Raw genomic sequence first — 25,203 nt, 5'->3', positions numbered from 1 at the left:
GTTGTTTTTTTTAAGCCCCATATTTTTTTCTTACTAATCAACATCTTAAAAAGAAAAAACGGGGAAAAAAGAAGGGCGAGTTGCAACAAGACAACAGGATGAGCGGCGCTCGGGCGTAAATGGGCGGGGCCTTATCACCAGAAACTGTACGATAGGCGCAACAAAACCGGGACCGGGAGCGGGCCCAACTCAAGCGACATTCCCGTACCAGAAACGACCCAGATACACTTGCTCCCCGCCCACTTCCTCTCGCAATGCCCCCCTCTCGGCACAATGTACACCGGCGTCTTGAAAGCGTTGAGAAAGTGCGAACCCCCCAGGCACCATCTGGCAGGCCAGGAGGTCATCCAGGCGGTGGCGACTGCCCCGGTATTCAGTACGCACGGACTCCAGACTGGCCAACAGATGATCAGCCGGGCGAGTAGCCATTTCTTGCAGAATCCTCTGCAGCTTATCCAATATCTCCGCACATAACGGAGCAGCCACATGGAAAGATGGCTGTCGCAAGGCCTCCTTCGCCTGAGCCACAGTGTCATTCAATCGCTCACGCAATCGCGACGCTTCCCGATCCTCCTGGAGCGCGCGGATCGCCAACTGCTTGCTCCCACTGCGCCTCTGGAAATCGCTCAAGCGCCTCAACAGCTGGGCTGCAAGCTCAAATCCTCCGTCATCCCCGTCGAAATACCTCAGCAGACCAAGCTCCGATCTCGCCGTCCGGATCACCTGGGAATCAGGATCATGGTGAACCGCTGCCAGCATGCCGTTTGGACGAAGTACCCGGCGGACCTCGGCAACCGAACGTTCGGCTTCCGTATACTCAAGACCAAACTGCGAGGTCACCAGGTCAAAGCTCGCAGTTTCAAAAGGGAGCGACTCCACGCTCACCTCACCCATCAAATTGAAGGTATTAGCGGAAAGCTGTTCGAGGGGGAGTGGCGAGCGGTCCACCGCGTGAATCTCAAACCCGCGGCCATGCTGCTCCGAATACTCCGCCGCCAACAGTGCCACCGCACCATTGCCGGCACATACATCAAGAATGCACGCTCTCTCGGGGAGCCTGGCAAACATGGAATGCCAGAATCGCTTGATAACGCCTCCGTAATTCCCGGAATAGGCCCTACCCAGTGAATGGAGATTGCCCTGAGACCAATACTGAGCCCACCGTTTATCTCGATCTTTATCAGCCAATCATCCGCCCTCACATAGAAGAACGACACAGCCAGGCAGTCGCTGCCTTACATGCTGCGCCGGTATTGCCCGCCCACTTCATACAGGGCATGGGTGATCTGGCCCAGGGAGCAGTACTTCACCGCCTCCATCAGCTCGGCGAACAGGTTGCCGTCCTCGGAGGCCACCTGCTTGAGACGGGCCAGGCTCTCCTCGGCCTTGGCCTCGTTATGCCGCCAGAAGGCCTGGATATTGCGCAGCTGGCTTTGCTTTTCTTCCTCGGTGGAACGGATCAGCTCCACTTCGTCTTCCTCCTCGGCATCCTCGCGGGGCTGGAAAGTATTCACACCCACGATGGGCAGGGAGCCATCGTGTTTTTTCTGCTCGTAGTAATGGCTTTCGTCCTGGATCTTGCCCCGCTGGTACATCGTCTCCATGGCACCCAGCACACCACCGCGTTCGGCAATGCGCTCGAACTCCATGTAGACCGCCTCTTCCACCAGATCAGTGAGTTCCTCGATGATGAAGGAGCCCTGAATGGGGTTCTGGTTCTTGTTCAGCCCCAGCTCCTTGTTGATGATCATCTGGATAGCCATGGCCCGGCGCACCGATTCCTCGGTGGGGGTGGTAATGGCCTCGTCATAGGCATTGGTGTGCAGGCTGTTGCAGTTGTCGTAAAGGGCATACAGGGCCTGCAGGGTGGTACGGATATCGTTGAACTGGATTTCCTGGGCGTGGAGTGAACGCCCGGAAGTCTGGATGTGGTACTTGAGCTTCTGGGAGCGCTCATTGCCCTGGTAGATATCCCGCATTGCCCGGGCCCAGATGCGGCGGGCCACCCGCCCGATCACCGCGTATTCCGGGTCCATGCCATTGGAGAAGAAGAAACTCAGGTTGGGGGCGAATTCATTGATATCCATGCCCCGGGCCAGGTAGTACTCCACGATGGTAAAGCCGTTGGACAGGGTCAGGGCCAGTTGGGTGATGGGGTTCGCCCCGGCCTCGGCAATGTGATAGCCGCTGATAGAGACACTGTAGAAGTTGCGCACATTGTTTTCGGAGAAGTACTGCTGCACATCCCCCATCATCTTGAGCGCGAACTCCGTGGAGAAGATACAGGTATTCTGAGCCTGGTCCTCTTTCAGGATATCGGCCTGCACGGTACCCCGCACCGACTGGATGGCTTCGGTCTTGAGCTTTTCATAAACCTCCGCCGGCACCAACTGATCCCCGGGCACACCCAGAAGACGCAGACCGTGGCGGTTATGCCCTTCCGGGACCTCACCGGAGTAATGCGGGGTTTCGCCGTCACTGAACAGCTGATCGATCTGCTTTTTGGCCTCGTCCCAGCGGCCTTCCTCCTTGAGCCAGGTTTCCACCCGCTGATCAATGGCCGCATTCATGAACATGGCCAGGATGATGGGCGCCGGGCCGTTGATGGTCATGGACACCGAGGTGGTGGGTGCCAGCAGATCAAAGCCGGAGTACAGCTTTTTCATATCGTCCACGGTGGCAATGGACACCCCGGAGTTGCCGATCCGCCCGTAGATATCCGGCCGCTCGTCCGGGTCTTCCCCGTAGAGGGTCACCGAATCGAAGGCGGTGGACAGACGGGTGAAGGGCTGACCGCCGGCCACATAGTGGAATCGCCGGTTGGTGCGCTCGGGCGTACCCTCACCAGCAAACATGCGGGTGGGGTCCTCGCCTTCCCGGCGGTAGGGGAAGACACCGGCGGTGAAGGGGAAGTCCCCGGGCAGGTTCTCCTTCATCCGCCAATGGAGGATGTCACCCCAGTCGCGATAACGGGGCACGCCGATCTTGGGGATCTGGATTCCGGCCAGGGATTCGGTGTAATTGTCGCCGGTGATTTCCTTGCCCCGGACCTTGTAGCTAAAGGTCTCGGAACGGGCCGCCTCCCGTCGCTCGGGCCAGGATTCCAGCAGCTTGCGGCCTTCTTCGCCGATATCTTCCAGGGCGGCGTTGTAGCGCTGGCGCAGGGTCCGCAGGCTGTTGTCGTCGCCCTCGGTCAAGGCGTCCCCGGGATAGGGGGTCAGCGGTTCCGGCAGGCGTTCATCCTCCAGGGTTTTCAAGGCTTCATAACAGGCATGAGCCCGGGAGGCGGCTTCGGCGGCGGTCTCGGCAGTTTCGTGGGCGCGGCGGCCCACCTGGGCGATCTCGGCCAGGTAGCGTTCGCGAGACGGCGGAATCAGGGCCTGGCGTTCCACATCCACTTCCGGGAACTCGGCATCCACCCGCCAGCGGTCTTCGGACAGCTCCAGCTTTTCGGTGAAACCGTTCACCAGAGCCTTGAACAGGCGGTTCATGCCCGGGTCGTTGAACTGGCTGGCAATGGTGGGATAGACCGGGATCTCGTCCTCGGGCTTGTCGAAGGCCAGGTGATTGCGCTTCCACTGCTTGCGCACATCCCGCAGGGCATCCTTGGAGCCACGCTTTTCAAACTTGTTAATGGCGATGGTATCGGCGTAATCCAGCATCTCGATCTTCTCGAGCTGACTGGCCGCACCGAATTCGCTGGTCATTACATACAGGGAGTAATCCACCAGGTCCACCACCTCCGAATCGCTCTGACCAATACCGGCGGTCTCCAGGATAATCAGACCGAAACCGCAGGAGCGCAGGTATTGCAGGGATTCCTGGATGGCCGCACTGGTGGCCAGATGGGCCCGCCGGGTGGCCATGGAACGCATGAAGATCTTCTCGTCCATGAGGGAATTCATGCGAATGCGATCCCCCAGCAGGGCCCCGCCGGTGCGTCGGCGGGTGGGATCCACCGCCAGCACGGCGATATCCAGATCCGGGAAGAAGCGGCGGAATCGATTGAGCAGCTCATCAGTCAGGGAACTCTTGCCGGCCCCGCCGGTGCCGGTAATCCCCAGCACCGGGGGCCGGTTGGCGGTGGCATGCCAGTCCTTGGTCAGGTCCTTGAGCAAGTCTTGATCCCCTGCGGCCTGCTCGATTAGGGACAGGGTCCTACCCACCTCGATATGGTCGGATTTGTCGCCACGGCTGGGCTCGAAGGCGGGTTTTTGCCAGGCATGAACCCGTTCAAAGACATCATCAATCATGCCCTTTAAGCCCATGGACATGCCGTCATGGGGGGTGTAGACCTTCTCCACGCCGTATTCTTCCAGCTCGGCGATCTCATGGGGCACGATGGTGCCGCCACCACCCACCACCACGCGGATATGCTCGCAGTCCTTCTCACGCAGCATGTCCACCATGTACTTGAAGTACTCCATGTGGCCGCCCTGGTAGGAGGACACGGCAATGCCGTCGGCATCCTCCTGGATGGCGGCCCGCACGATATCGGCCACCGCCCGGTTATGGCCCAGATGAATCACCTCCGCCCCGTTGGACTGGAGAATGCGCCGGATCATGTTGATAGCGGCATCGTGACCATCAAACAGGGAGGCGGCGGTCACAAAGCGCAGGGGCACTTCCTGACCGGCGGTGTTGGCGGAACCTTGAATGCGAGATGCTGCGCTACCCATTGTGTGTACGCCTCTTGTCGCCTCCGCGCCGGGCGCGGATGGAAAATACTGAAGTCTGAAACCGGCGATTATAACGGTCATGCCACCGTTACAGCGAGTTTCCGGCCTTTATGGTCCGCCAATCACCGGTAAAAGCCCCCGGACAAGTGCCGACACCACCTACCCTCGAGGGAGCCCAAACCGACCGAATTCAAACAGCCACGGCCGTGTTTTTTCATGAATTTTCAGCTGCATAAGGTAGATACAGGGCCGAGAAATCAAGCCACGTTTCAAACGGGCGTTTGCAGCATTTCAGCCCGCTCCTGGCCCCGGCAAGCAAACTTGCTGCTATAATTCGCGCTCCCGAAAACCACCGGCCCCAGTTCAGACAAACAGGCATGGTTTAAGACCGCCCATTCAGGCGGTGTCTTGAATTAAGGTCTCGTCAAACGCTGACAACACGCTGACGCTGACACAATCCCCGACGATCCGGATCCTACTGTCCGACCCGATGCTGAAACAGACAACGGGTTGGCGCCATGGCCGGATCATCGCCCGGTCACCAAAACCATTTGGGACCGGCTACGGGCGGGTCCGGTAACAAAACAGTTTCTTTCCGTCTCAGGAGGACAATATGGAGCTTTTCGCCACTGCAGAACAGATGGGTCATGAACAGGTCGTGTTCTTCCATCACAAGGACAGCGGTCTGAAAGCCATCGTGGCGATCCACAACACCGTGCTGGGCCCCGCCCTGGGTGGCCTACGGATGTGGCCCTATGACAGCGAGGACGATGCGCTCACCGATGTACTGCGCCTGTCCCGCGGCATGACCTACAAGGCAGCCGTGTCCGGCCTGAACCTGGGTGGCGGCAAGTCCGTCATCATTGGTGATCCCAAGAAGGACAAGAGCGAGGCCTTCTTCCGGGCACTGGGCAAGTTCATTGACTCCCTGGGCGGACGCTACATCACCGCCGAGGACGTGAACACCACCGTCGGCGACATGGAATATATCTTCACCGAAACCGACAATGTGGTGGGCGTACCCGAAGTCCACGGCGGTGGTGGCGACCCCTCCCCCCTGACAGCCTATGGCACCATTCGCGGCATCCAGGCCTGCCTGAACCGCAAATACGGCCATACCGACCTGGGCAAGGCCAGCTACGCCGTCCAGGGGGCCGGTAATGTGGGCATCCATATTATCCGCAAGCTGCGCGAGGAAGGCGCCAAGGTAACGGTCTGCGACATGAACCAGGCACGGCTGGACGAGTGCAAGGAAATGGGTTGCGAGATCGTGGACCTGGATGCCATCTACGATGTGGACTGCGATGTCTACGTGCCCTGTGCCCTGGGTGCCACAGTCAATGACGACACCATTGGCCGCCTCAAGTGCGACATCGTGGCCGGTTCCGCCAACAACCAGCTGGCCGAGGAACGCCACGGCACCGAGCTGGAAAAGCGCGGCATGATCTACGCCCCGGACTACGCCATCAACGCCGGCGGCCTGATGAATGTAGCCATTGAGCTGCAGGGCTATAACCGGGACCGCGCCTTCCGGCAGGTGAAGGGCATTTACGACATCATCGAGAATATCTTTGCCATTGCCGATCGCGACGGCATCCCCAGCTGGCAGGCCGCCGACCGACTGGCCGAAGAGCGCATCGAGGCCATGAGCCATGTGAAGCTGCCCCATGTAGAGCGGCGTTCCAAGCGCATGTCCGGCCGTCGGCCGAAGGCCTAACGGCCTTCGGCCAGCTTCAAGCTGCAAGCAGCTTGAAGCCGAATTCGGGTTCCCTACCGGTAGCAGGTCGACTGGCAGGGAACCTCTCTTGGATAAAGCCAGGACTGGAAACCGCTTAGAAAGTGGTTCCAGCCGAAAAGCGACGAGACTGCACGGTCTGCTTGAAGCTTGTGGCTTGTAGCTTACAGCTCTCCGAAGGAGCCGTTTATGACCGTCATCAACACCCATATCAACGAAGAACTGGACATGCTCCGTGAATCCGTGGAGCGCTTTGCCCAGAGCGAGATTGCACCCATCGCCGCCGAGGTGGACGAGAAGAACGAATTCCCCCAGGAAATGTGGCAAAAGATGGGTGAAATGGGCCTTTTGGGCATGACCGTCTCGGAAGAATACGGCGGCTCGAACATGGGCTATCTGGCCCATCTGGTCTGCATGGAGGAAATCTCCCGGGCCTCCGGCTCCATCGGCCTGTCCTACGGGGCCCACTCCAATCTCTGCATCAACAATATCTTCTTGAACGGCACCGAAGCGCAAAAGCAGAAGTACCTGCCCAAGCTTTGTTCCGGCGAATGGGTGGGGGCTCTTGCCATGTCTGAACCGGGGGCCGGTTCCGATGTGGTGGGTTCCATGAGCTGTCGGGCCGAGAAGAAAGGCAATGTCTGGGTGGCCAATGGCAACAAGATGTGGATCACCAATGGTCCCGAGGCCGATGTGCTGATCGTTTACATGCGCACCGCCAACAAGGATCTGGGCTCCAAGACCGTGACCGCCTTTTTGGTGGAAAAGGGCATGAAAGGTTTCCGCACCGCCCAGAAGCTGGACAAGCTGGGCATGCGGGGTTCCAACACCTGCGAGCTGGTCTTCGAAGATTGCGAGATCCCCGAGGAAAACATCCTGGGTGAGGTCAATGAGGGAGTTTATATCCTCATGCGGGGCCTGGATTCGGAACGCCTGGTGCTGTCCGGCGGCCCTGTCGGACTGATGCAGGCCGGCATGGATCAGGTCCTGCCCTACATGCATGAGCGAAAGCAGTTCGGCAAGTCCATCGGGGCCTTCGGCATCATGCAGGCCAAGATTGCCGATATGTACACCGCCCTGCAGTCCTCCCGGGCCTTTGCTTATCGGGTGGCGGAAGCCTTTGACCAGGGCGAACAGGTGCGCTGGGATGCTGCCGCCTGCCTGATGTATTGCTCCGAATCCGCCGTCAAGGTGGCCCTGGAAAGCATCCAGTGCCTGGGCGGCAACGGCTATATCAATGAATACCCCACCGGCCGAATCCTGCGCGACGCCAAGCTATACGACATCGGCGCTGGCACTAACGAGATTCGGCGGATGCTCATCGGCCGCGAATTGTTTAACGCCATGAGCCCCTAAGCAGAATTTCTAACAGCTGCGTAGGAGCGGATTCATCCGCGATTCCACCTCCGGGTGGCAGGACAATGCATGGAAATCGCGAATGAATTCGCTCCTACGGTCATTTTTTCAGGAGGTTTCCCATGTCTAGCAATGATCCCATCGTCATCGCCGCCGCCCGCCGCACCCCCATTGGTTCTTTCCAGGGCGGTCTTTCCGGTGCGCAAGCTCCGCAGCTGGGTTCTGCGGCCATTCAGGCCGTGATGGAAGACGCCAAGCTGGGCAGCACGGATGTGAGCGAAGTGATCTTCGGCTGTGTGCTGCCGGCCGGTCTCGGCCAGGCCCCGGCCCGCCAAGCCTCCCTGGGCGCGGGCATCGACAAGGGCACCGGCTGCACCACCATCAACAAGGTCTGCGGTTCCGGCATGAAGGCCGCCATGATGGGCCATGATCTGATCGCGGCCGGCTCGGCCGATGTGATTGTGGTCGGTGGCATGGAATCCATGACCAACGCCCCTTATCTCCTGCCCAAGGCTCGCGGCGGCATGCGCATGGGTCACCAGGAAGTCATCGATCACATGTTCTTCGATGGCCTGCAGAACCCCTATGACGGACAGATGATGGGTGGCTTTGGCGAAACCTGTGCCGACAAGTACAACTTTACCCGCGAGGCCCAGGACGAGTTCGCCATTGAGTCAGTGAAACTGGCTCAGACTGCCGTGGAAAAGGGTTTTTTCAATGATGAAATCACTCCGGTCACCATCAAGGGCCGCAAGGGCGATACCGTGGTGGACACGGATGAAGAGCCCGGCAAATGCAATGTGGACAAGATCCCGTCCATGCGTGCCGCCTTCAAGAAGGATGGCACCGTCACCGCCGCCACCTCTTCCTCCATTTCCGATGGCGCCTCGGCGCTGGTGATGATGCGCGCTTCCGAAGCTGAGAAGCGTGGTCTTCAGCCCCTGGCCAAGATCGTCGGCCACGCCGGACACGCCCAGGAGCCCGAGTGGTTCACCACCGCTCCAGTGGGCGCCATCAAGAACCTCCAGGAAAAGCTGGGCTGGTCGGTGGACGATGTGGACCTATATGAAGTGAATGAGGCCTTTGCCGTGGTGGCCATGGCCGCCATGCATGACGTGGGCATTCCCCGCGATAGACTCAACATCAACGGCGGAGCATGCGCCCTGGGCCATCCCATCGGCGCCACCGGCGCACGCATCATCACCACCCTGCTGCATAATCTGAAACGCACCGGCGGCAAGCGCGGCGTGGCTTCGCTCTGCATTGGCGGTGGTGAGGCCACGGCCATTGCGGTTGAGCGGGTATAAAGAGGGAGCTGCAAGCTATAAGCTTCAAGCTGCAAGCAGGCCGCGAGAGCGTCGAGCTTGCAGCCTTGAAATAGGCCGCGGAGAAGCACCTCGGTCCGGAGAAATGCACTTGTCAGAGGCAACCTCTCCCCTGCTTGTAGCTTGCGGCTTGTAGCTTGATAAGGAACCTCTGATTAATCCATTCGCGCCCGCAGCCAACGGGATTTTTTCTCTCGCGAGGCGCGACGAGCGTAGTGTAGCCTCAGTGCTACATGAGCGAGGAGCAACGAAGTCGAGAGGGAAAATCCCGTTGGCCCGCAGGGGGTTGGCGCTGAGAGCGGCTGCTTCAAGGCGCATTGCTTGCCCGTAGCGCAGAGGCTACTGTGCTGCGCAATGCGCCTTGAAGCAGCCGCTCTCAGCACCAACTGCGGGCGCGAATAGATTAATCAGAGGTTCCCTAAATCCAAAGGATTTTTCCCATGCCAGTCCTAAAGACGACAATCGATCGCTCCGACCCGGCCTTTCAGGCCAATGCCGAACACATGGAAGGCCTGGTGGCGGACCTCAAGGATCAACTGGGCAAGGCCGCCCTGGGCGGTGGTGAGCGGGCCCGGAAAAAGCATACGGATCGGGGCAAGCTCTTGCCCCGGGAGCGGATCGAGGCCCTGCTGGATGATGGCAGCGCCTTTATGGAGTTCTCCCCTCTGGCCGCCCACGGCATGTATGACGATGCCGCCCCCGCCGCCGGCATGATTACCGGCATCGGTCGGGTCCAAGGTCGGGAAGTGGTGATCGTGGCCAATGACGCCACGGTCAAGGGCGGCACCTACTACCCCATGACGGTGAAAAAGCATCTCCGGGCCCAGGAAATCGCCCGGGAGAACCGTCTGCCCTGCATTTATCTGGTGGACTCCGGCGGGGCCTTTTTGCCCCTGCAGGACGAGGTCTTCCCGGACAAGGAACACTTCGGGCGTATTTTCTACAACCAGGCCCAGATGTCGGCTGAAGGCATTCCCCAGATCGCCGTGGTCATGGGTTCCTGCACCGCCGGTGGGGCCTATGTGCCCGCCATGTCGGATGAAGCCATCATCGTGCGGGAACAGGGCACCATCTTCCTGGGTGGTCCGCCCCTGGTAAAAGCCGCCACGGGTGAGGAAGTGGATGCGGAATCCCTCGGTGGCGGTGAAGTCCATACCCGCATCTCCGGGGTGGCGGATCATCTGGCCGAAGATGACGCCCATGCCCTGTCCATCTGCCGGGATATCGTGGCCAGTCTGAATGGCCGCAAGTATGTGGACCTGGATATCGCTGAGCCTGTGGAGCCGATTTATCCCGCAGATGATCTCTATGGGATTACGCCAAAAGAAACCCGTCATCCGGTGGATGTACGCGAGATCATCGCCCGGGTGGTGGATGGCTCCGAGATGCATGAATTCAAGCCGCTGTTCGGCAAGACCCTGGTTACCGGCTTTGCCCGCATCCATGGTTATCCGGTAGGCATCATTGCCAACAACGGCATTCTTTTTGCCGAGTCCGCCCAGAAAGGCGCCCACTTCATTCAGCTCTGCGAGCAACGGGGCATTCCCCTGGTGTTCTTGCAGAACATCACCGGCTTCATGGTGGGCAAGAAATACGAGAACGCCGGCATTGCCAAGGACGGGGCCAAGATGGTCAACGCCGTGGCCACCGCCAGCGTGCCCAAGTTCACCATGGTCATCGGCGGCTCATTCGGGGCCGGCAACTACGCCATGTGTGGCCGGGCCTATGGGGCCCGCATGATGTGGATGTGGCCCAATGCCCGTATCTCCGTGATGGGTGGCGAACAGGCCGCTTCCGTGCTGGCGACCGTGCGCCGGGATGGTCTGGAAGCCCGGGGCAAGGACTGGCCGGAAAAGGAAGAAGAACAGTTCAAGGACGCCATCCGGGATCAGTACGAGGACCAAGGCCATCCCTACTACGCCACCGCCAGGCTCTGGGATGACGGCATCATTGATCCGGCGGATACCCGGCGCGTTCTCGGAATGGCGATTTCGGCGTCGCTGAATGCGCCTATCGACGAGCCCGATGGGTTTGGTGTGTTTCGAATGTGAACGAACGCAGCTTCAAGCTGCAAGCCACAAGCTACAAGCTGGCCGCGAATAACTGTCAGCTTTTGAAACATAGCTAGTTCCGGCCTCGCCGATCGCTATGAGCAACAAGACCTCGGGCGGGAAAGACAGCTTGCAGCTCGCGACCGAAGGTCGAGAAACAGGGAGAGCCCAATGTCTGATCAAGTTCAGGTAAACATCGACGAACGCGGTGTCGCGACGGTCGCGCTCAACCGCCCCGAGAAACACAACGCCTTCAATCAGGCTGTCATCAAAGAACTGACCACGACCCTGTCGGAACTGAACAATGACGACTCGGTTCGGGTGGTGGTGCTGACCGGCGAAGGCAAGTCCTTCTCGGCCGGGGCGGATCTCAACTGGATGCGCTCCATGGCCGAGTACAGCGAAGACGAGAACCTGGAGGACTCCCTGCGCCTGGCCGAACTGATGTGGGTGCTGGACGGGCTGCAAAAGCCCACCGTGGCCCGCATCAACGGCTCGGTATTCGGCGGCGGCGTGGGCCTGGTGGCCTGCTGCGACATCGCCGTGTCGGTGGACAGTGCCAAGTTTGCCCTCACCGAGGTGCGCCTGGGCCTGGTGCCGGCGGTGATCTCACCTTTCGTGATTCGTGCCATCGGTAACCGGCAGGCTCGCCGATTCTTCATGACCGGCGAGGCCATGGATGCCCAACTGGCCGAACGCATCGGCCTGGTCCACGAGGCGGTGGCCGCCGAGCAGCTGGATGAAGCCGTCACCGTGCATGTGAAACGCCTGCTCAAAGGCGGGCCCAATGCCCTGCGGGCCAGCAAGGAACTGATTGATGACATCTACGGCCAGGGCATCTCCGCCCGGGAGGCAGCCAAGATGAAGACCTCCCGCCTGATCGCCCAGCTGCGGGTGTCTGAGGAAGGTCAGGAGGGGCTGTCCGCCTTTCTGGAAAAGCGGGCACCCAATTGGGTTGAAAAATAGCTGCAAGCTGCAAGCTGCAAGCTGCAAGCTGCAAGCTGCAAGCTGCAAGCTGCAAGCTGCAAGCAGTTCGACGACGGCAAAAAGCGAGTTCCAAAAAATTCGCCGTATGCAATTTCTCGGGCTACTGCCAAGGAATCCCAGCGGACACACCCTGCTTGCAGCTTGAGGCTTAAAGCTTAAAACCAAACCAATGGCACCAAACTGGCTGCCTGTACAACTGGATGAGACAAGCACCATGTTTAAAAAAGTGCTAATAGCCAACCGCGGCGAGATCGCCTGCCGCATCATGGAAAGCTGCCGGGCCCTCGGGGTGAAAACGGTCGCGGTGTATTCCGATGCGGACGCCGGTGCGAGGCATGTGCGCATGGCGGATGAAGCGGTGCACATTGGACCCGCCGCTGCGGCAGAGTCCTACCTCAAGGCCGATCGGATTCTGGAAGTGGCCAGGGAGACCGGGGCCGAGGCAGTGCATCCCGGCTATGGCTTTCTGTCCGAAAACACGGCATTCGCCCGCGCCTGCCAGAAAGCCGGCATCGTCTTTATCGGGCCCAAACCCGACAGCATCGACCAAATGGGTTCCAAATCCGCCTCCAAGACCATCATGGAAAAGGCGGGTGTCCCCGTTGTGCCGGGTTATCACGGTGATGACCAGAGCAATGACATCCTGATTAGTGAGGCCAAGAAGATCGGCTTTCCGCTGATGATCAAGGCGGTCTCCGGCGGTGGTGGCAAGGGCATGCGGGTGGTGCGTGAGGAGAAGGAACTGCAGACGGCCCTTGATGGGGCCCGCCGGGAAGGCAAGTCCAGCTTCGGCGATGATCGGGTGCTGCTGGAAAAGTTCATCGAGCAGCCCCGCCATATCGAATTCCAGGTCTTTGGCGACAGCCAGGGTAATGTCATTCACCTGTTCGAACGGGAATGCTCCCTGCAACGCCGTTACCAGAAGATTGTGGAAGAGACCCCCTCCCCGGCCCTGGATGACAAGCTGCGGGCTGAAATGGGCGAGGCGGCGGTGAATGCCGCCAAGGCGGTGGATTACATCAATGCCGGCACGGTGGAATTCATCATGGGGGCCGATGGCGGCTTCTACTTCATGGAGATGAATACCCGCCTGCAGGTGGAACACCCGGTGACCGAAATGACCACCGGCCTGGACCTGGTGGAATGGCAGTTGCGCGTGGCCGATGGCGAGCCCCTGCCGCTGGAACAGGATGAGATCGAACAATTCGGCCATGCCTTCGAAGTCCGCATCTACGCGGAGAAAGTGGCCGAAGGCTTTCTGCCCTCCGTGGGCACCGTGAGCGGCTTCGATTGCCCGGAAGAGGAAGACGGGGTGCGCCTGGATACCGGCGTGGAAGCCGGTGACGAGATCAGCATCCATTACGACCCCATGGTGGCCAAGCTCATCGTCTTTGATGAAGACCGGGAACAGTCCCTGCGCCTGTTGCGCGACACCCTGGCCCGGACCGCCGTGTTTGGTCTGGACACCAATCTCTCCCTGTTGCGGGCCATCGCCGCCGATGATCGTTTCTCGGCTGGCGACATGGATACCGGCATGGTGGATCAGCGTCTGGACGCCTGGACCACCCTGCCCGCGCCTACCCCCGGCGTGCTGGCGGCGGCCGCCGTCTACCGCCAGCTTGAGCTGGAATTGGACCGCGAGGATGGCGACGACCCCATCTCCCCCTGGAACCAGCCGGACGGCTGGCGGGTCTCCGGTGACGGGGGCCTGCGGGTGCGTCTAGCGGCGGCGGGTGAAGAGCAGGATATCTGGCTGCAATCCGTGGGCCCCGAGCAATGGGCCCTGAGCATTGGCGAAGAATCCCTGGCCGTGGCGCTGGTGGATGTGGAGGCCGATGCCCTGGTGTTGGCCATCGACGGTCATGCCAAACGCTTTGATGTGCTGGCCGATGGCGATGACCTGCAGATCACCGAAGCCGGGGTGACCCATGTCCTGAAACGAATCGATCCTTATGCCGCCGCCGGTGGCGCGGCCGCCGACGAAGCCCATCCGGGCAGCCCCATGCCCGGCCGCATCGTGGCCGTGCATGTGAAGGAAGGCGACCGAGTAGAAGTGGGCGACCCCATCCTGGTGCTGGAAGGCATGAAGATGGAGTTCACCGTCAAGGCGGGCGTCGCCGGCACGGTGGAGAAGCTGAAACACGGGGAAGGGGATATGGTGGAAGCCGAGGTGCCTTTGGTGGATATTCAGGCGGATGGCTGAATATCCACCAGCTTCAAGCTGCAAGCGACAAGCTTCAAGCTGTCCGCAAATGCCTGATAAGGCATCCGCTTTAGATGTAATCAAGTTCACCGACAGCTATGGGTAAAAGGCCTTCGGCCGGGAAACTCTGCTTGTAGCTTGAGGCTTGAAGCTTGTAGCTCTCCAATAGAAACAATGACGCTGAATAGGCCCCAAAATGTCTAACTACCCCAACAAAGTAAAACTCGTTGAAGTCGGCCCCCGGGACGGTCTGCAGAACGAAGCCGAGCCCATCCCCACGGCCACCAAGCGGGAGCTGATTCATCGCTTGGCCGATGCCGGTCTGCCGGTGGTGGAGGCGACCAGTTTCGTCAGTCCCAAGTGGATCCCCCAGCTGGGCGATGCAGCCGAGCTGTTCCCTTCCATTCAGCGCAAGCCGGGCGTGGCCTATCCGGTGCTGGTGCCCAATATGAAGGGCATGGAGCGGGCCGTGGAAGCCGGGGTGGAAGAGATTGCCGTGTTTACCGCAGCCTCGGAAAGCTTCAACAAGAAGAATATTAACGCCTCCATTGCCGAATCCCTGGAACGCTTCGAGCCGGTGATGGCCCTGGCCAGGGACAAGGGCATGGCTGTGCGTGGCTATGTTTCCTGCGTACTGGGCTGTCCTTATGAGGGCCGAATCGAGCCCCAGGCGGTGGCCGAAGTCAGCGAGAAGCTGATTACCATGGGCTGCTATGAAGTCTCCCTGGGCGACACCATCGGCTCCGGCACCCCTCTCAAGGCCCGGGAAATGCTGGCGGCGGTGGCCGAGCGGGTCCCGATGGACAAGCTGGCCATCCATTTCCATGACACCCGCGGCCAGGCCCTGGCCAATATCCAGGCCTGCCTGGAACTGGGCGTGGCCACGGTGGATGCCTCGGTGGCGGGCCTGGGCGGCTGCCCCTATGCCGATGGCGCCTCCGGCAATGTGGCCAGCGAAGATGTGATCTTCATGCTCCAAGGCATGGGCATCGACACCGGCGTGGATCTGGAAAAGCTCCACGCCACCGCCGTCTGGATCAGCGAACAGCTGGGCCGGGAACCGGCCAGCAAGTTGGGGCGCATCCCGGTGGAGAAGGCCCTAGCCCCTTTGGGGTGGTAAAAGCCTGAAACCACCCCCGTAGGAGCGAATTCATTCGCGATTATTGCGGCGGCCGAAATCGGCCCTTTCCCAATCGCGAATGAATTCGCTCCTACGGCTTGTTAGTTGGGAACACGGAGATCACGAAGAAACACGGAGGTTAACCTAAACAGCTTTGCCTCCGTGGCCCTCCGTGGCCCTCCGTGCTTCTCCGTGATCTCCGTGTTCTTCTTTCACAATCAATTTTTACCGCATCAAGGAGCAAGCAATGAAATTCGAGAATCTCAATGCCGTGATCAGCGGTGGTGCCTCCGGGCTGGGTTTTGCCACGGCCAAGCGCTTTGTCGAGGCCGGTGGCTCGGTGGCCCTGCTGGATGTAAACGAGGAACAGGGTCAGGCCGCGGCCAAGGAGCTGGGGGACAAGGCCCTCTTCGTGCAGACGGATGTCACCTCCGAGGAAGCGGTCAATGCCGCCGTGGCCAAGGCCGTGGACAGCTTCGGTCAGGTGGATGTGGCGGTGGCCTGCGCCGGCATCATCGGTGCCGGAAAAGTAATCTCCCGCAAGGGCCCCATGCCCAGCGAGATCTTCTCCAAGACCATCCAGGTCAATCTGGTGGGCACGTTCAACCTGCTCAAGGCCGCCGCCGAGAAGATGGCTGACAACCCGGCCCGGGACGACGGCGAGCGCGGTCTGCTGATCAGCACCGCCTCGGTGGCCGCCTTTGAAGGCCAGATCGGCCAGGCTGCCTACTCCGCCTCCAAGGGCGGTGTGTCCTCCATGATGCTGCCCATGGCCCGGGAGTTCTCCAGGATCGGCGTGCGGGCCGTCTCGATTGCACCGGGCATCTTCTACACCCCCATGATGGAAGGCCTGCCGGACGAGGTGCAGGAATCTCTCAACAAGCAGATCCCCTTCCCCTCCCGCATGGGCAAGCCGGAAGAATTCGGCCAGATGGTGGAAGCGGTCTGCGAGAACATCAATCTCAACGGCACCACCATCCGCCTGGATGGCGGCATTCGTATGCAGGCGAAGTAATCCAGTGGAAGGGCGAAGTAATCCAGCGGAAGCTGGATTACTTCGCCCTTCAAGCTGCAAGCTGCAAGCGACAAGCTGCCCGCAAAGGGGCCAAGCCCGTCAGCCATAGCCGGTTTTTCCCAGGCGGCCGAGCTCAAACCCTGGCTAAGGCCACAAGCGCTCGGTGGAAATGATCTGCTTGCCGCTTGCAGCTTGTAACTTGCAGCTTTCTAAAAAAGGGGAATCGACATGAATCGCATTGGCATGGCCGGCCTGGTCTTGCTGGCCGGTATGGTGTCCGCTTGTGGTTCCGAGACCAGGGAGGAGCGCTGGGTCGGCACGTACATGATGGGCTATTGCTTTGCACAGGAGCCGGACAGCCTCGATTACCGGGGCATGCAGAATGAGTCCGAAATGATCCTGACTCAGTTTCTCGGTGAAGACCGGGCGCAGTGGCGAACCGAGCTGGACTATGAGGGCGATGCCCTCCACGCCCTGCTGCGTTATCGCCTGGGCGAGGACGGCGGCCTTCAGGATGGCGCCCATTTCCATCTCGCAGCGACGGCGGAGGATGAATCGGCCCTGCATATGGTGCTGATCACCGAGCGCATGGTGCACGAAGGCGGCGGCGACTTCGAGATGGAACGCCATGAACGGGACCTTGGCCCGGTGGACCGCAGTGAAGACGATTGGACCGTGGCCGGTGACTGGGAGAATGCCGTCGGCGGCCGGGATACCACCCGGATCCAGCTGTCGCCCATAGTCGATAACCCAGGCGGCTATCCACGCCTGGAAATCCTGGACATGCGCTGGGAAGAACAGGATGCCGACGGGGAAGCCATCGGCTGGGATGCTAGCCCCCTGGAAGAGATGCAAGCTCAAACCGAGCGGGAAGGTTATGAAGACCAACGCATCTGCTACCTGCCCACCCGATATTGGACGGAATAGATCGGCCGAATCTCCCCACCGCCGTAGGAGCGGATTTATCCGCGATTTGAGGTCTATAGTTGACCCAATCGCGGATAAATCCGCTCCTACGGCGGTGTTGGCCCACAACCGCATGTAGCTTGCAGCTGGCCGCTGCATTACCATGCCGCTTATGAGCAGCAAACCCCGCGCCCTTATCGTTGACGACGAACCGGACATCCTGGAACTGCTGGGCATGACCCTGGCGCGGATGTCGGTGGATTCAGTCGCCACCGCCGATCTGGCCGAGGCCAACCGGGCCCTGGAAGCGGGGCACTTCGACCTCTGCCTCACCGACATGCGCCTGCCTGATGGCGACGGCATGAGCCTGGTGCGCTGGATCACCGATCACCGCCCCCAGCTGCCGGTGGCGGTGATCACCGCCCACGGCAATGTGGAGGCGGCCGTCGCGGCGCTCAAGGCCGGGGCTTTCGATTTTGTCTCCAAACCGGTGGACTTGCAGGAGCTGCGGGCCCTGATCACCACCGCCCTGAAACTCCGGGAAACCGGCGACGATCGCAGAAAAGAAGACCCCGACAGTGAACTGGCCCGCTCCCGGCTGACCGGGGACAGTCCGGAAATGCGCCAGCTGCGACAGCTCATTGGCCGGGTGGCGCGCAGCCAGGCCCCGGTGCTGATCAGCGGGGAATCCGGCACCGGCAAGGAACTGGTGGCCCGGCTCATTCATGACAGCGGGCCCCGGGCCTCGGCGCCCTTCGTGCCGGTCAATTGCGGGGCCATTCCCGCCGAGCTGATGGAAAGCGAGCTCTTCGGCCACCGCAAGGGCAGCTTCACCGGGGCCACCGCCGACCGGGAAGGCCTGTTCCAGGCCGCCGAGGGGGGCACCCTTTTTCTGGATGAAGTGGCCGAACTGCCCTTGGCCATGCAGGTCAAGCTATTGCGGGTGATTCAGGAGCGCAGTGTGCGCCCCGTGGGGGGCCGCGAAGAAATCCCCGTGGATGTGCGTATCTTAAGCGCCACCCATCGCAACCTGGCCGAAGCGGTGCAGGCCGGCGAATTCCGCGAAGACATCTTCTACCGCCTCAATGTCATCGAGCTGCCCGTCCCTTCCCTGCGTCAGCGCCGGGAAGATCTGCCCGGCCTGATCGAGGACATCCTGGCCAATCTGGCCTGCCGCCTGGACATGCCCCAGCCTCGCTTGTCGGACGCCGCCCTGGAAAAACTCCAGAGCCACCCCTTCCCCGGCAATGTGCGGGAACTGGAAAACATGCTGGAACGGGCCATTACCCTGAGCGACGGGGGCCAGATCGAAGCGGCGGATATCTTCATCAAGACCCCGACACAGCCGGCCAATGGCGGCGAGGGTGAGCTCAGTCTGCCGCCGGATAACGGCCAGCCCCTGCCCGATTTCCTGGAAGACATGGAGCGCGAGGCCATTCAACGGGCCCTGGAACGCTGTCGCTTCAACAAGACCGAGGCCGCCCGCACCCTGGGCATGACCTTCCGGCAACTCCGCTACCGTATCAAGAAGCTGGACCTGGACTGATTCACGGCCGAATTGGGTCTTTCGGGGCGACCTGAACCTGACATAAGCACGATAATCGATAGCGACTGACATTTTTTGTCAACCAACGCCATCAATAGTCACCTTTTCCCAAAAATGCCCCCCGCAAAACCGCCCCGCACAGGGGTTTCCTTTTGGCATGTGAATTGCTAATAATATCCCTCAGGTGACAGAAGCACCTTGCGTCGAATCGATAGCTGAACGGAATCAACCTGAGGAGGTTGCAATGAAAAACCAAGCACAAAAAGGTTTCACCCTGATCGAACTGATGATCGTGGTGGCCATTATCGGCATCCTGGCCGCCATCGCCATCCCGCAGTACAACAACTACATTGCCCGGTCCCAGTTCTCCGAGGCCAACATGATCCTGGGCGGTGCCCGCACCCCCGTGGAAGAGTATGTGGCTAGCCGTGGTGAAGAATCCTTCCATGACAACATCACTGATCCGGATGAACTCCGTGACCGTCTGGGCGTGCGCATTTATGGCCGTCACGGTGCCATCACCAGCGTGGACGAAGGCAGTGTGGAAATTGAATACACCTTCGGCTCCGGTGAAGGTGATGACACTGTTGAAGTCTCCGACATGCTGCGCGATGAAACCGCCACCTATATTTATGAAGACCAGGCTGACGATGGTGACACCCCGGATTATCAGTGGAGCTGTGAGACCACTGTGGAAGCCCGCTTCCTGACCGGCCTGTGTGAAGAAGCTGCAGAAGAAGACGGCGACTAAGGCCTAACGCGTATGTTGTTACCAAGGAGCTTCCGCTCCCGGTAACTCGCAAAAAAGCCCCCGGTCAATGACCGGGGGCTTTTTTTTGCCAAACCCCCTATGGCCCGAGCCACACGTTAAACGCCTGATCCTTTAATCCCATTTTTTTAGCCTGGCACAGGTGTTGCTTGATAAACGGTATTCCTGTTTTTCCAGTAGCCATTCCCGGAGGCGATCATGCAACGCCAACCCCGTAATCAAGGTTTTACACTGATTGAACTGATGATTGTGGTGGCTATAATCGGCATTCTCGCAGCCATCGCCATTCCCCAGTACACCAATTATATAGCTCGTTCCCAGTTCGCAGAATGCAATAACCTGCTGGCCGGGGCGCGTACGCCGTTGGAAGAATATATTGCCAGCCGCGGCTTTCCCCGATTTGAAAACGAGATCACCACGGTGGCCGATCTCAACGACAAACTGGGCATCCGGGTCCATGGCCGCCACGGCGGGCTTAACGACCCGGAAGTGGACAGTAGCGGCGATAACCCCAGCATGACCTTGAGCTGTCAGTTCGGCTCCGATGCCGCCGGCGTCCCGGATGATGTGGATATCGAGGTAGCCGCAGCGTTGGATGGACGCGCCTATGGCCTCACCTTCCAGGTGGATGAGAACGATCAGCGGGCCTGGCGTTGTGCCGATGACAGTGATTTCTCCGAATCCGAGCTGGATTTGCTGGGGTCCGGAATCTGCAGAGGCTGGTAAAGCGCATAATACGGATATAGCTTGAAAGCGCCGGTAGGCAAGACCCCGAGCATGTTGTAACCTTTCCGACAGACTCCTCCTTCTGGAAGAACCCATGTCGGCAACCCAAAACAACATTCGGCTCAGTGGTCTGGCCCGGCGCATCGCCGCCGAGGGCCTGCTATCCGAAGAGGCCACCGCCGAGGCCAACCAGGCTGCGGTCAAGTCCAGCCAATCCCTGATCAGCTATCTGGTGGCAGAGAAGAAGGTGGATGCCTACTCCCTGGCCCACCTGGCAGCCGAGGAGTTCGGTGCCCCCCTGCTGGACCTGAGCATCATGGACCTGGCCCAGGCGCCGGTAAAGGACGTGGAGGAAAAGCTGCTCCGCCGCCACCACGCTCTACCCCTTTTCAAGCGGGGCAAGCGCCTGTTTCTCGGCCTCTCCGATCCCACCAATCTCCAGGCCCAGGATGAAATCAAGTTCCACACCGGCTGCATGGTGGAGCCGGTGGTGGTGGAAGACGACAAGCTCATGCTGGCCCTGGACAAGGTCTTCGAAAGCATGGACGACGCCCTGGGCGAGTTCGATGACGACGAACTCGATCTGGAGGTGGGTGAAGATGAAGAAGGCGGCGACAAGGGCGCGGTCAGTGCCAAGGACGATGCCGACGACGCCCCGGTGGTGCGTTTCGTCAACAAGGTGCTGCTGGATGCCATCAAGCAGGGCGCCTCGGATATCCATTTCGAACCCTATGAGAAATTCTACCGGGTCCGCTTTCGCCAGGACGGCATGCTGCGGGAAGTGGCCAAACCGCCGGTGAATCTCTCCACCAAACTGGCGGCACGGCTCAAGGTAATGTCCCGTCTGGATATCTCGGAACGCCGCATCCCCCAGGACGGGCGGATCAAGATGAAGCTGTCCAAGAACAAGTCCATCGACTTTCGTGTCAGCACCTGCCCCACACTGTTCGGCGAAAAGATCGTCATGCGTATTCTCGACCCGGGCAGTGCCATGATGGGCATCGAGGCCCTGGGCTATGAGGAGCATCAAAAAGAGCTTTATCTGGACAATCTCAACAAGCCCTACGGCATGATTCTGGTGACCGGCCCCACCGGTAGCGGTAAGACGGTCTCCCTGTATACCGGGGTGAATATCCTCAACACCCCGGACCGCAATATCTCCACCGCCGAGGATCCGGCCGAAATCCAGCTGCCCGGGGTAAACCAGGTCAACGTTCAACCCAAGGTGGGACTGACCTTCGCCGCCGCCCTGCGGGCCTTTTTGCGTCAGGATCCGGATGTGATCCTGGTGGGTGAGATCCGTGACCTGGAAACGGCCGAGATCGCCATCAAGGCCGCCCAGACCGGCCACATGGTGCTCTCCACCCTGCATACCAATGACGCCCCCAAGACCCTAGCCCGCCTGGTGGACATGGGCGTGCAACCCTATGCCATCGCCAGCTCGGTGAGCCTGATCATTGCCCAGCGGCTCGGCCGGCGTCTCTGCAACAACTGCAAGAAGCCCGTGGATATCCCCCGGGAAGCCCTCTCCCGGGCCGGCTTCACGGAGCAGGAACTGGACGAAGGGGTCAAGCCTTACGGTCCGGTGGGCTGTGACCAATGCAATGAGGGTTACAAGGGCCGGGTGGGTATCTATCAGGTCATGCCGGTGACCGAGAACATCGGTCGGATCATCATGGAAGGGGGTAATTCCATGCAAATTGCCGAAACCGCCGATGAAGACGGCATCCAGGACCTGCGCCGTTCCGGTCTCAACAAGGTCAAGGAAGGGGTCACCAGCCTGGAGGAAATCATGCGGGTAACCACCGACTAGAAAAGGGTGGGCAGGCTTGCCGGCCCGATGGTTTTGGGTGAAATTTCGCTACCAGACTGGGACTGTGCTTTAATAGCCGAGGTTCATGTCGCCGGGCCAAGTCGGCTGACATTTCTTGATATGGGGTAAGTAATGGCCAAGGCAGCAAGCAAGAAAACCGCCCGAACCAAGGAATACAAGTTCAAGTGGGAAGGCACAGACGCCAAGGGCAAAAAGGTCTCCGGTACCATAACCGGCCCTTCCGAGGCGATTGCCAAACAACAGGTTCGCAAGAAGGGTATCGCCCCCACCAAGGTTCGCCGGGAAAGTGCCTTTGCCAACATGGGCAAGGGCAAGAAGATCACGCCAGGCGATATCTCCATCTTCTCCCGCCAGATGGCCACCATGATGAGCTCAGGCGTACCCTTGGTACAGTCTTTCGAGATCATCGGCCGAGGCAGCGATAACCCCAGCTTTCAGGCCCTGTTGTTGGAGATCCGGGAAGACATTGAATCCGGCACCAATCTGGCGGATGCCCTGGCACGTCATCCCAAGTACTTCGACAAGCTCTACATCAATCTGGTTCGTTCCGGTGAGCAATCCGGGGCCCTGGAATCCCTGCTGGACAAGATCGCCACCTACAAGGAAAAGACCGAGGCCCTGAAAGCCAAGATCAAGAAGGCCCTGTTCTACCCCACCGCAGTGCTGATAGTGGCCTTTATCGTTACAGCCATTCTGCTGATCTATGTGGTGCCCCAGTTCGAGGACTTGTTTGCGGGCTTCGGTGCCGATTTGCCAGCCTTCACCCGCATGGTCATCGACTTATCTGAATTTGCCCAGACCCGGGGCTGGATCGTGATCATTGGCCTGGTGGCCTTTTTCTCCGGCTTCGTCTATCTCAAGAAACGCAGCCCGGCCTTCCATCGCCTGATTGACCGAATGGTCCTCAAGATTCCCCAACTGGGCCCCATCATCCAGGATGCGGCCACTGCTCGCTTCGCCCGTACCCTGTCCACCATGTTCAGTGCTGGTGTCCCCCTGGTGGAAGCCCTGGAATCCGTGGCCGGCGCCACCGGCAATGTGATCTACGAGGAAGCCATCCTCAAGATGAAAGATAATGTGTCCACCGGTCAGCAATTGAACGTGGCCATGGATGAGCAGGGCATTTTCCCCAGCATGGTGACCCAGATGATCGCCATCGGCGAGGAAGCCGGCTCCATCGACACCATGGCCAACAAGGTAGCGGACTTCTACGAGGAAAGGGTGGACAATGCCGTGGATTCCCTGTCCAGCCTGCTGGAACCGATGATCATGGCCATCCTCGGTGTCCTGGTGGGTGGTCTGGTGATTGCCATGTACCTGCCCATCTTCCAGCTGGGTGAGGTTGTCTAAGAACACCCTCCGACGACCACTCAACCAGTAACCTGGGGGCTTTGCACAGGGCCCCTCGATTCGGACGCGCCAACATGATCGACACACTCATCGCCTTCAAAGCCGAGTTCACCTGGGTCTTTTGGATCGGCGCCACAGCACTGGGGCTGATCGTGGGCAGTTTCATCAATGTGGTCATCCACCGCCTGCCCATCATGATGATGCAGGGCTGGAAAAGTGAATGCGCGGCCCTACTGGAAGCCCCCGAACATGCCCCGGCCGATGAAGCGCCCTATAACCTGGTCAAGCCCCGTTCACGCTGTCCGGGCTGCGGGCGCATGATCAAGGCTTGGGAAAACATCCCCCTGATCAGCTACCTTTTGCTCCGGGCCCGCTGCCCGGGCTGCGGCATGCGCATTTCCCTGCGCTACCCGGCCGTGGAATTGCTGGTGGCAACCCTGACCGTGGGGATCTTGCTGAGCAGCGGAATCAGCCTGTTCAGCCTGACTCTGCTGCCGCTGGTCTGGGGCCTGGTGGCGATGAGTTTCATCGACCTGGAGCATCAGCTACTGCCGGACCAGCTCACCCTGCCCCTGCTCTGGCTGGGCCTGCTCGTCTCCCTGCACCCCAGTGCGCCCCTGGCCCCGGAACAGGCCATCATGGGAGCGGCCGTGGGCTATCTCTCCCTGTGGAGCGTCTACCACCTGTTCCGCCTGCTCACCGGCAAGGAAGGCATGGGCTATGGAGATTTCAAGCTCATGGGGCTGCTGGGCGCCTGGATGGGCTGGACGGTGATTCCCCTGGTGGTGCTCTTAGGCTCGGCCCTGGGCCTGCTGGGGGCCCTGGTCATGATGCTGGCCGGCCAAAAAGTCCAGGGCCGGCCCATGCCCTTTGGCCCCTTCCTGGCCGGGGCCGGCCTGATTGGCCTGTTCTGGGGTGACCCCATCATCGAGCATTACCTGAGACTGTCGGGATACTGAGATCAATATGACTGAGGCGCATCGAGGACCGCTGAGAATTGCCCTCACCGGCGGAGCCGGCAGTGGCAAATCCGCGGTTGCCCGCCGCCTTGCCGAAAGCGGCATCACGGTCATCGATACCGATACCCTGGCCCGTGAAGTGGTTGAGCCGGGCGAGGCGGGGCTGGAGGCCGTGGTAGCGGTTTTTGGTGAACAAGTACTGAATCAGCAGGGTCGACTGGATCGGGCCGCTTTGAGAGACCGTATTCTGGACAGTGAACAGGATCGTGGTCAGCTGGAAGCCATTCTTCATCCCCTGATCATGGATCGCCTCAAGAGCCGGCTGGCTCAAGCCGAAGGTCCCTACGCCGTGGCCGAAATCCCACTGCTGGCCGAAAGCGGCCATGGTGGGCAATTTGACCGCATCATCACCGTGGAAGCCCCCAGACCGCTCCGCATTCAACGCCTGATGACCCGAGACGGGGTGGATGAGGCTGCGGCGGAAAGACTGGTCGCCGCCCAGGCCAGCGAAACCGAGCGGCGCGCCATCGCGGACTGGGTAATTGACAATGACGGTGATCTGGACCAGCTCCATCTACAGGTCGACAAACTGGACCAGGCACTTCGCAATGAATGCCGGTAGCAAGCGGCTCTGCCGGACAT

Annotated in this window: 18 protein-coding genes; 16 read left to right on the top strand and 2 right to left on the bottom strand. The window is 60.1% G+C overall.

Features of this window, described 5'->3' with window-relative positions; translation table 11 throughout:
* Positions 1–189: 189 nt before the first annotated feature.
* Entirely contained in the window at positions 190–1,068 is an 879-nt protein-coding gene (locus J2T60_RS00525) for a class I SAM-dependent methyltransferase (protein ID WP_253443907.1), read from the bottom strand.
* Between the two features lie 167 nt (positions 1,069–1,235).
* Entirely contained in the window at positions 1,236–4,679 is a 3,444-nt protein-coding gene (locus J2T60_RS00520; RefSeq protein WP_253443905.1) for a methylmalonyl-CoA mutase family protein, read from the bottom strand.
* Between the two features lie 613 nt (positions 4,680–5,292).
* Here J2T60_RS00520 and J2T60_RS00515 point away from each other — a divergent pair.
* The 16 genes from J2T60_RS00515 to coaE all read left to right on the top strand — a co-directional run bounded on the left by J2T60_RS00515 (position 5,293) and on the right by coaE (position 25,183).
* On the top strand, positions 5,293–6,396 hold the full coding sequence (locus J2T60_RS00515; RefSeq protein ID WP_253443903.1) for a Glu/Leu/Phe/Val dehydrogenase dimerization domain-containing protein: 1,104 nt from the start codon (positions 5,293–5,295) through the stop codon (positions 6,394–6,396).
* Positions 6,397–6,603: 207 nt separating this feature from the next.
* Positions 6,604–7,770: an isovaleryl-CoA dehydrogenase gene (locus tag J2T60_RS00510; RefSeq protein WP_253443901.1), complete on the top strand. Its 1,167-nt coding sequence runs from the start codon at positions 6,604–6,606 to the stop codon at positions 7,768–7,770.
* Positions 7,771–7,892: 122 nt separating this feature from the next.
* Complete coding sequence (locus tag J2T60_RS00505) at positions 7,893–9,077, top strand: acetyl-CoA C-acyltransferase (RefSeq protein WP_253443899.1); 1,185 nt, start codon at positions 7,893–7,895, stop codon at positions 9,075–9,077.
* 458 nt (positions 9,078–9,535) lie between these two features.
* Positions 9,536–11,146: a carboxyl transferase domain-containing protein gene (locus J2T60_RS00500; RefSeq protein WP_301288279.1), complete on the top strand. Its 1,611-nt coding sequence runs from the start codon at positions 9,536–9,538 to the stop codon at positions 11,144–11,146.
* Positions 11,147–11,317: 171 nt separating this feature from the next.
* On the top strand, positions 11,318–12,112 hold the full coding sequence (locus tag J2T60_RS00495; RefSeq protein WP_253443897.1) for an enoyl-CoA hydratase/isomerase family protein: 795 nt from the start codon (positions 11,318–11,320) through the stop codon (positions 12,110–12,112).
* 235 nt (positions 12,113–12,347) lie between these two features.
* Positions 12,348–14,336 carry an acetyl/propionyl/methylcrotonyl-CoA carboxylase subunit alpha gene (locus J2T60_RS00490; protein ID WP_253443895.1) on the top strand — a complete coding sequence of 663 codons (1,989 nt, stop codon included), beginning with the start codon at positions 12,348–12,350 and terminating at the stop codon, positions 14,334–14,336.
* A gap of 196 nt (positions 14,337–14,532) precedes the next feature.
* Positions 14,533–15,456 carry a hydroxymethylglutaryl-CoA lyase gene (locus J2T60_RS00485; RefSeq protein WP_253443893.1) on the top strand — a complete coding sequence of 308 codons (924 nt, stop codon included), beginning with the start codon at positions 14,533–14,535 and terminating at the stop codon, positions 15,454–15,456.
* Between the two features lie 247 nt (positions 15,457–15,703).
* The gene (locus tag J2T60_RS00480) at positions 15,704–16,471 is read left to right on the top strand and encodes an SDR family NAD(P)-dependent oxidoreductase (RefSeq protein WP_253443891.1); all 768 of its coding nucleotides are present in this window, start codon (positions 15,704–15,706) and stop codon (positions 16,469–16,471) included.
* Between the two features lie 228 nt (positions 16,472–16,699).
* On the top strand, positions 16,700–17,398 hold the full coding sequence (locus J2T60_RS00475) for a hypothetical protein (RefSeq protein ID WP_253443878.1): 699 nt from the start codon (positions 16,700–16,702) through the stop codon (positions 17,396–17,398).
* Between the two features lie 151 nt (positions 17,399–17,549).
* On the top strand, positions 17,550–18,923 hold the full coding sequence (locus J2T60_RS00470) for a sigma-54-dependent transcriptional regulator (protein WP_253443875.1): 1,374 nt from the start codon (positions 17,550–17,552) through the stop codon (positions 18,921–18,923).
* 244 nt (positions 18,924–19,167) lie between these two features.
* Entirely contained in the window at positions 19,168–19,674 is a 507-nt protein-coding gene (locus tag J2T60_RS00460) for a pilin (RefSeq protein ID WP_301288278.1), read from the top strand.
* Positions 19,675–19,890: 216 nt separating this feature from the next.
* Positions 19,891–20,418 carry a prepilin-type N-terminal cleavage/methylation domain-containing protein gene (locus J2T60_RS00450; protein ID WP_374728461.1) on the top strand — a complete coding sequence of 176 codons (528 nt, stop codon included), beginning with the start codon at positions 19,891–19,893 and terminating at the stop codon, positions 20,416–20,418.
* Between the two features lie 94 nt (positions 20,419–20,512).
* On the top strand, positions 20,513–22,231 hold the full coding sequence (gene pilB, locus J2T60_RS00445) for a type IV-A pilus assembly ATPase PilB (RefSeq protein ID WP_253443873.1): 1,719 nt from the start codon (positions 20,513–20,515) through the stop codon (positions 22,229–22,231).
* A 132-nt stretch (positions 22,232–22,363) separates the two neighbouring features.
* Entirely contained in the window at positions 22,364–23,602 is a 1,239-nt protein-coding gene (locus J2T60_RS00440; protein ID WP_253443871.1) for a type II secretion system F family protein, read from the top strand.
* A 74-nt stretch (positions 23,603–23,676) separates the two neighbouring features.
* On the top strand, positions 23,677–24,561 hold the full coding sequence (locus J2T60_RS00435; RefSeq protein ID WP_253443869.1) for a prepilin peptidase: 885 nt from the start codon (positions 23,677–23,679) through the stop codon (positions 24,559–24,561).
* Positions 24,562–24,568: 7 nt separating this feature from the next.
* Complete coding sequence (gene coaE, locus J2T60_RS00430; protein ID WP_253443867.1) at positions 24,569–25,183, top strand: dephospho-CoA kinase; 615 nt, start codon at positions 24,569–24,571, stop codon at positions 25,181–25,183.
* The last annotated feature ends 20 nt before the right edge of the window (positions 25,184–25,203 follow it).

This window comes from Natronospira proteinivora, from assembly GCF_024170465.1.
Taxonomy (GTDB): domain Bacteria; phylum Pseudomonadota; class Gammaproteobacteria; order Natronospirales; family Natronospiraceae; genus Natronospira; species Natronospira proteinivora.
This window is presented reverse-complemented; position numbering and strand designations above follow the sequence as displayed.

Excerpts from the sequence above, each read along its gene's own strand:
- J2T60_RS00525 (WP_253443907.1), bottom strand. The coding sequence starts at position 1,068 with ATGTTTGCCAGGCTCCCCGAGAGAGCGTGCATTCTTGATGTATGTGCC.
- J2T60_RS00520 (WP_253443905.1), bottom strand. The coding sequence starts at position 4,679 with ATGGGTAGCGCAGCATCTCGCATTCAAGGTTCCGCCAACACCGCCGGT.
- J2T60_RS00515 (WP_253443903.1), top strand. The coding sequence starts at position 5,293 with ATGGAGCTTTTCGCCACTGCAGAACAGATGGGTCATGAACAGGTCGTG.
- J2T60_RS00510 (WP_253443901.1), top strand. The coding sequence starts at position 6,604 with ATGACCGTCATCAACACCCATATCAACGAAGAACTGGACATGCTCCGT.
- J2T60_RS00505 (WP_253443899.1), top strand. The coding sequence starts at position 7,893 with ATGTCTAGCAATGATCCCATCGTCATCGCCGCCGCCCGCCGCACCCCC.
- J2T60_RS00500 (WP_301288279.1), top strand. The coding sequence starts at position 9,536 with ATGCCAGTCCTAAAGACGACAATCGATCGCTCCGACCCGGCCTTTCAG.
- J2T60_RS00495 (WP_253443897.1), top strand. The coding sequence starts at position 11,318 with ATGTCTGATCAAGTTCAGGTAAACATCGACGAACGCGGTGTCGCGACG.
- J2T60_RS00490 (WP_253443895.1), top strand. The coding sequence starts at position 12,348 with ATGTTTAAAAAAGTGCTAATAGCCAACCGCGGCGAGATCGCCTGCCGC.
- J2T60_RS00485 (WP_253443893.1), top strand. The coding sequence starts at position 14,533 with ATGTCTAACTACCCCAACAAAGTAAAACTCGTTGAAGTCGGCCCCCGG.
- J2T60_RS00480 (WP_253443891.1), top strand. The coding sequence starts at position 15,704 with ATGAAATTCGAGAATCTCAATGCCGTGATCAGCGGTGGTGCCTCCGGG.
- J2T60_RS00475 (WP_253443878.1), top strand. The coding sequence starts at position 16,700 with ATGAATCGCATTGGCATGGCCGGCCTGGTCTTGCTGGCCGGTATGGTG.
- J2T60_RS00470 (WP_253443875.1), top strand. The coding sequence starts at position 17,550 with ATGAGCAGCAAACCCCGCGCCCTTATCGTTGACGACGAACCGGACATC.
- J2T60_RS00460 (WP_301288278.1), top strand. The coding sequence starts at position 19,168 with ATGAAAAACCAAGCACAAAAAGGTTTCACCCTGATCGAACTGATGATC.
- J2T60_RS00450 (WP_374728461.1), top strand. The coding sequence starts at position 19,891 with ATGCAACGCCAACCCCGTAATCAAGGTTTTACACTGATTGAACTGATG.
- pilB (WP_253443873.1), top strand. The coding sequence starts at position 20,513 with ATGTCGGCAACCCAAAACAACATTCGGCTCAGTGGTCTGGCCCGGCGC.
- J2T60_RS00440 (WP_253443871.1), top strand. The coding sequence starts at position 22,364 with ATGGCCAAGGCAGCAAGCAAGAAAACCGCCCGAACCAAGGAATACAAG.
- J2T60_RS00435 (WP_253443869.1), top strand. The coding sequence starts at position 23,677 with ATGATCGACACACTCATCGCCTTCAAAGCCGAGTTCACCTGGGTCTTT.
- coaE (WP_253443867.1), top strand. The coding sequence starts at position 24,569 with ATGACTGAGGCGCATCGAGGACCGCTGAGAATTGCCCTCACCGGCGGA.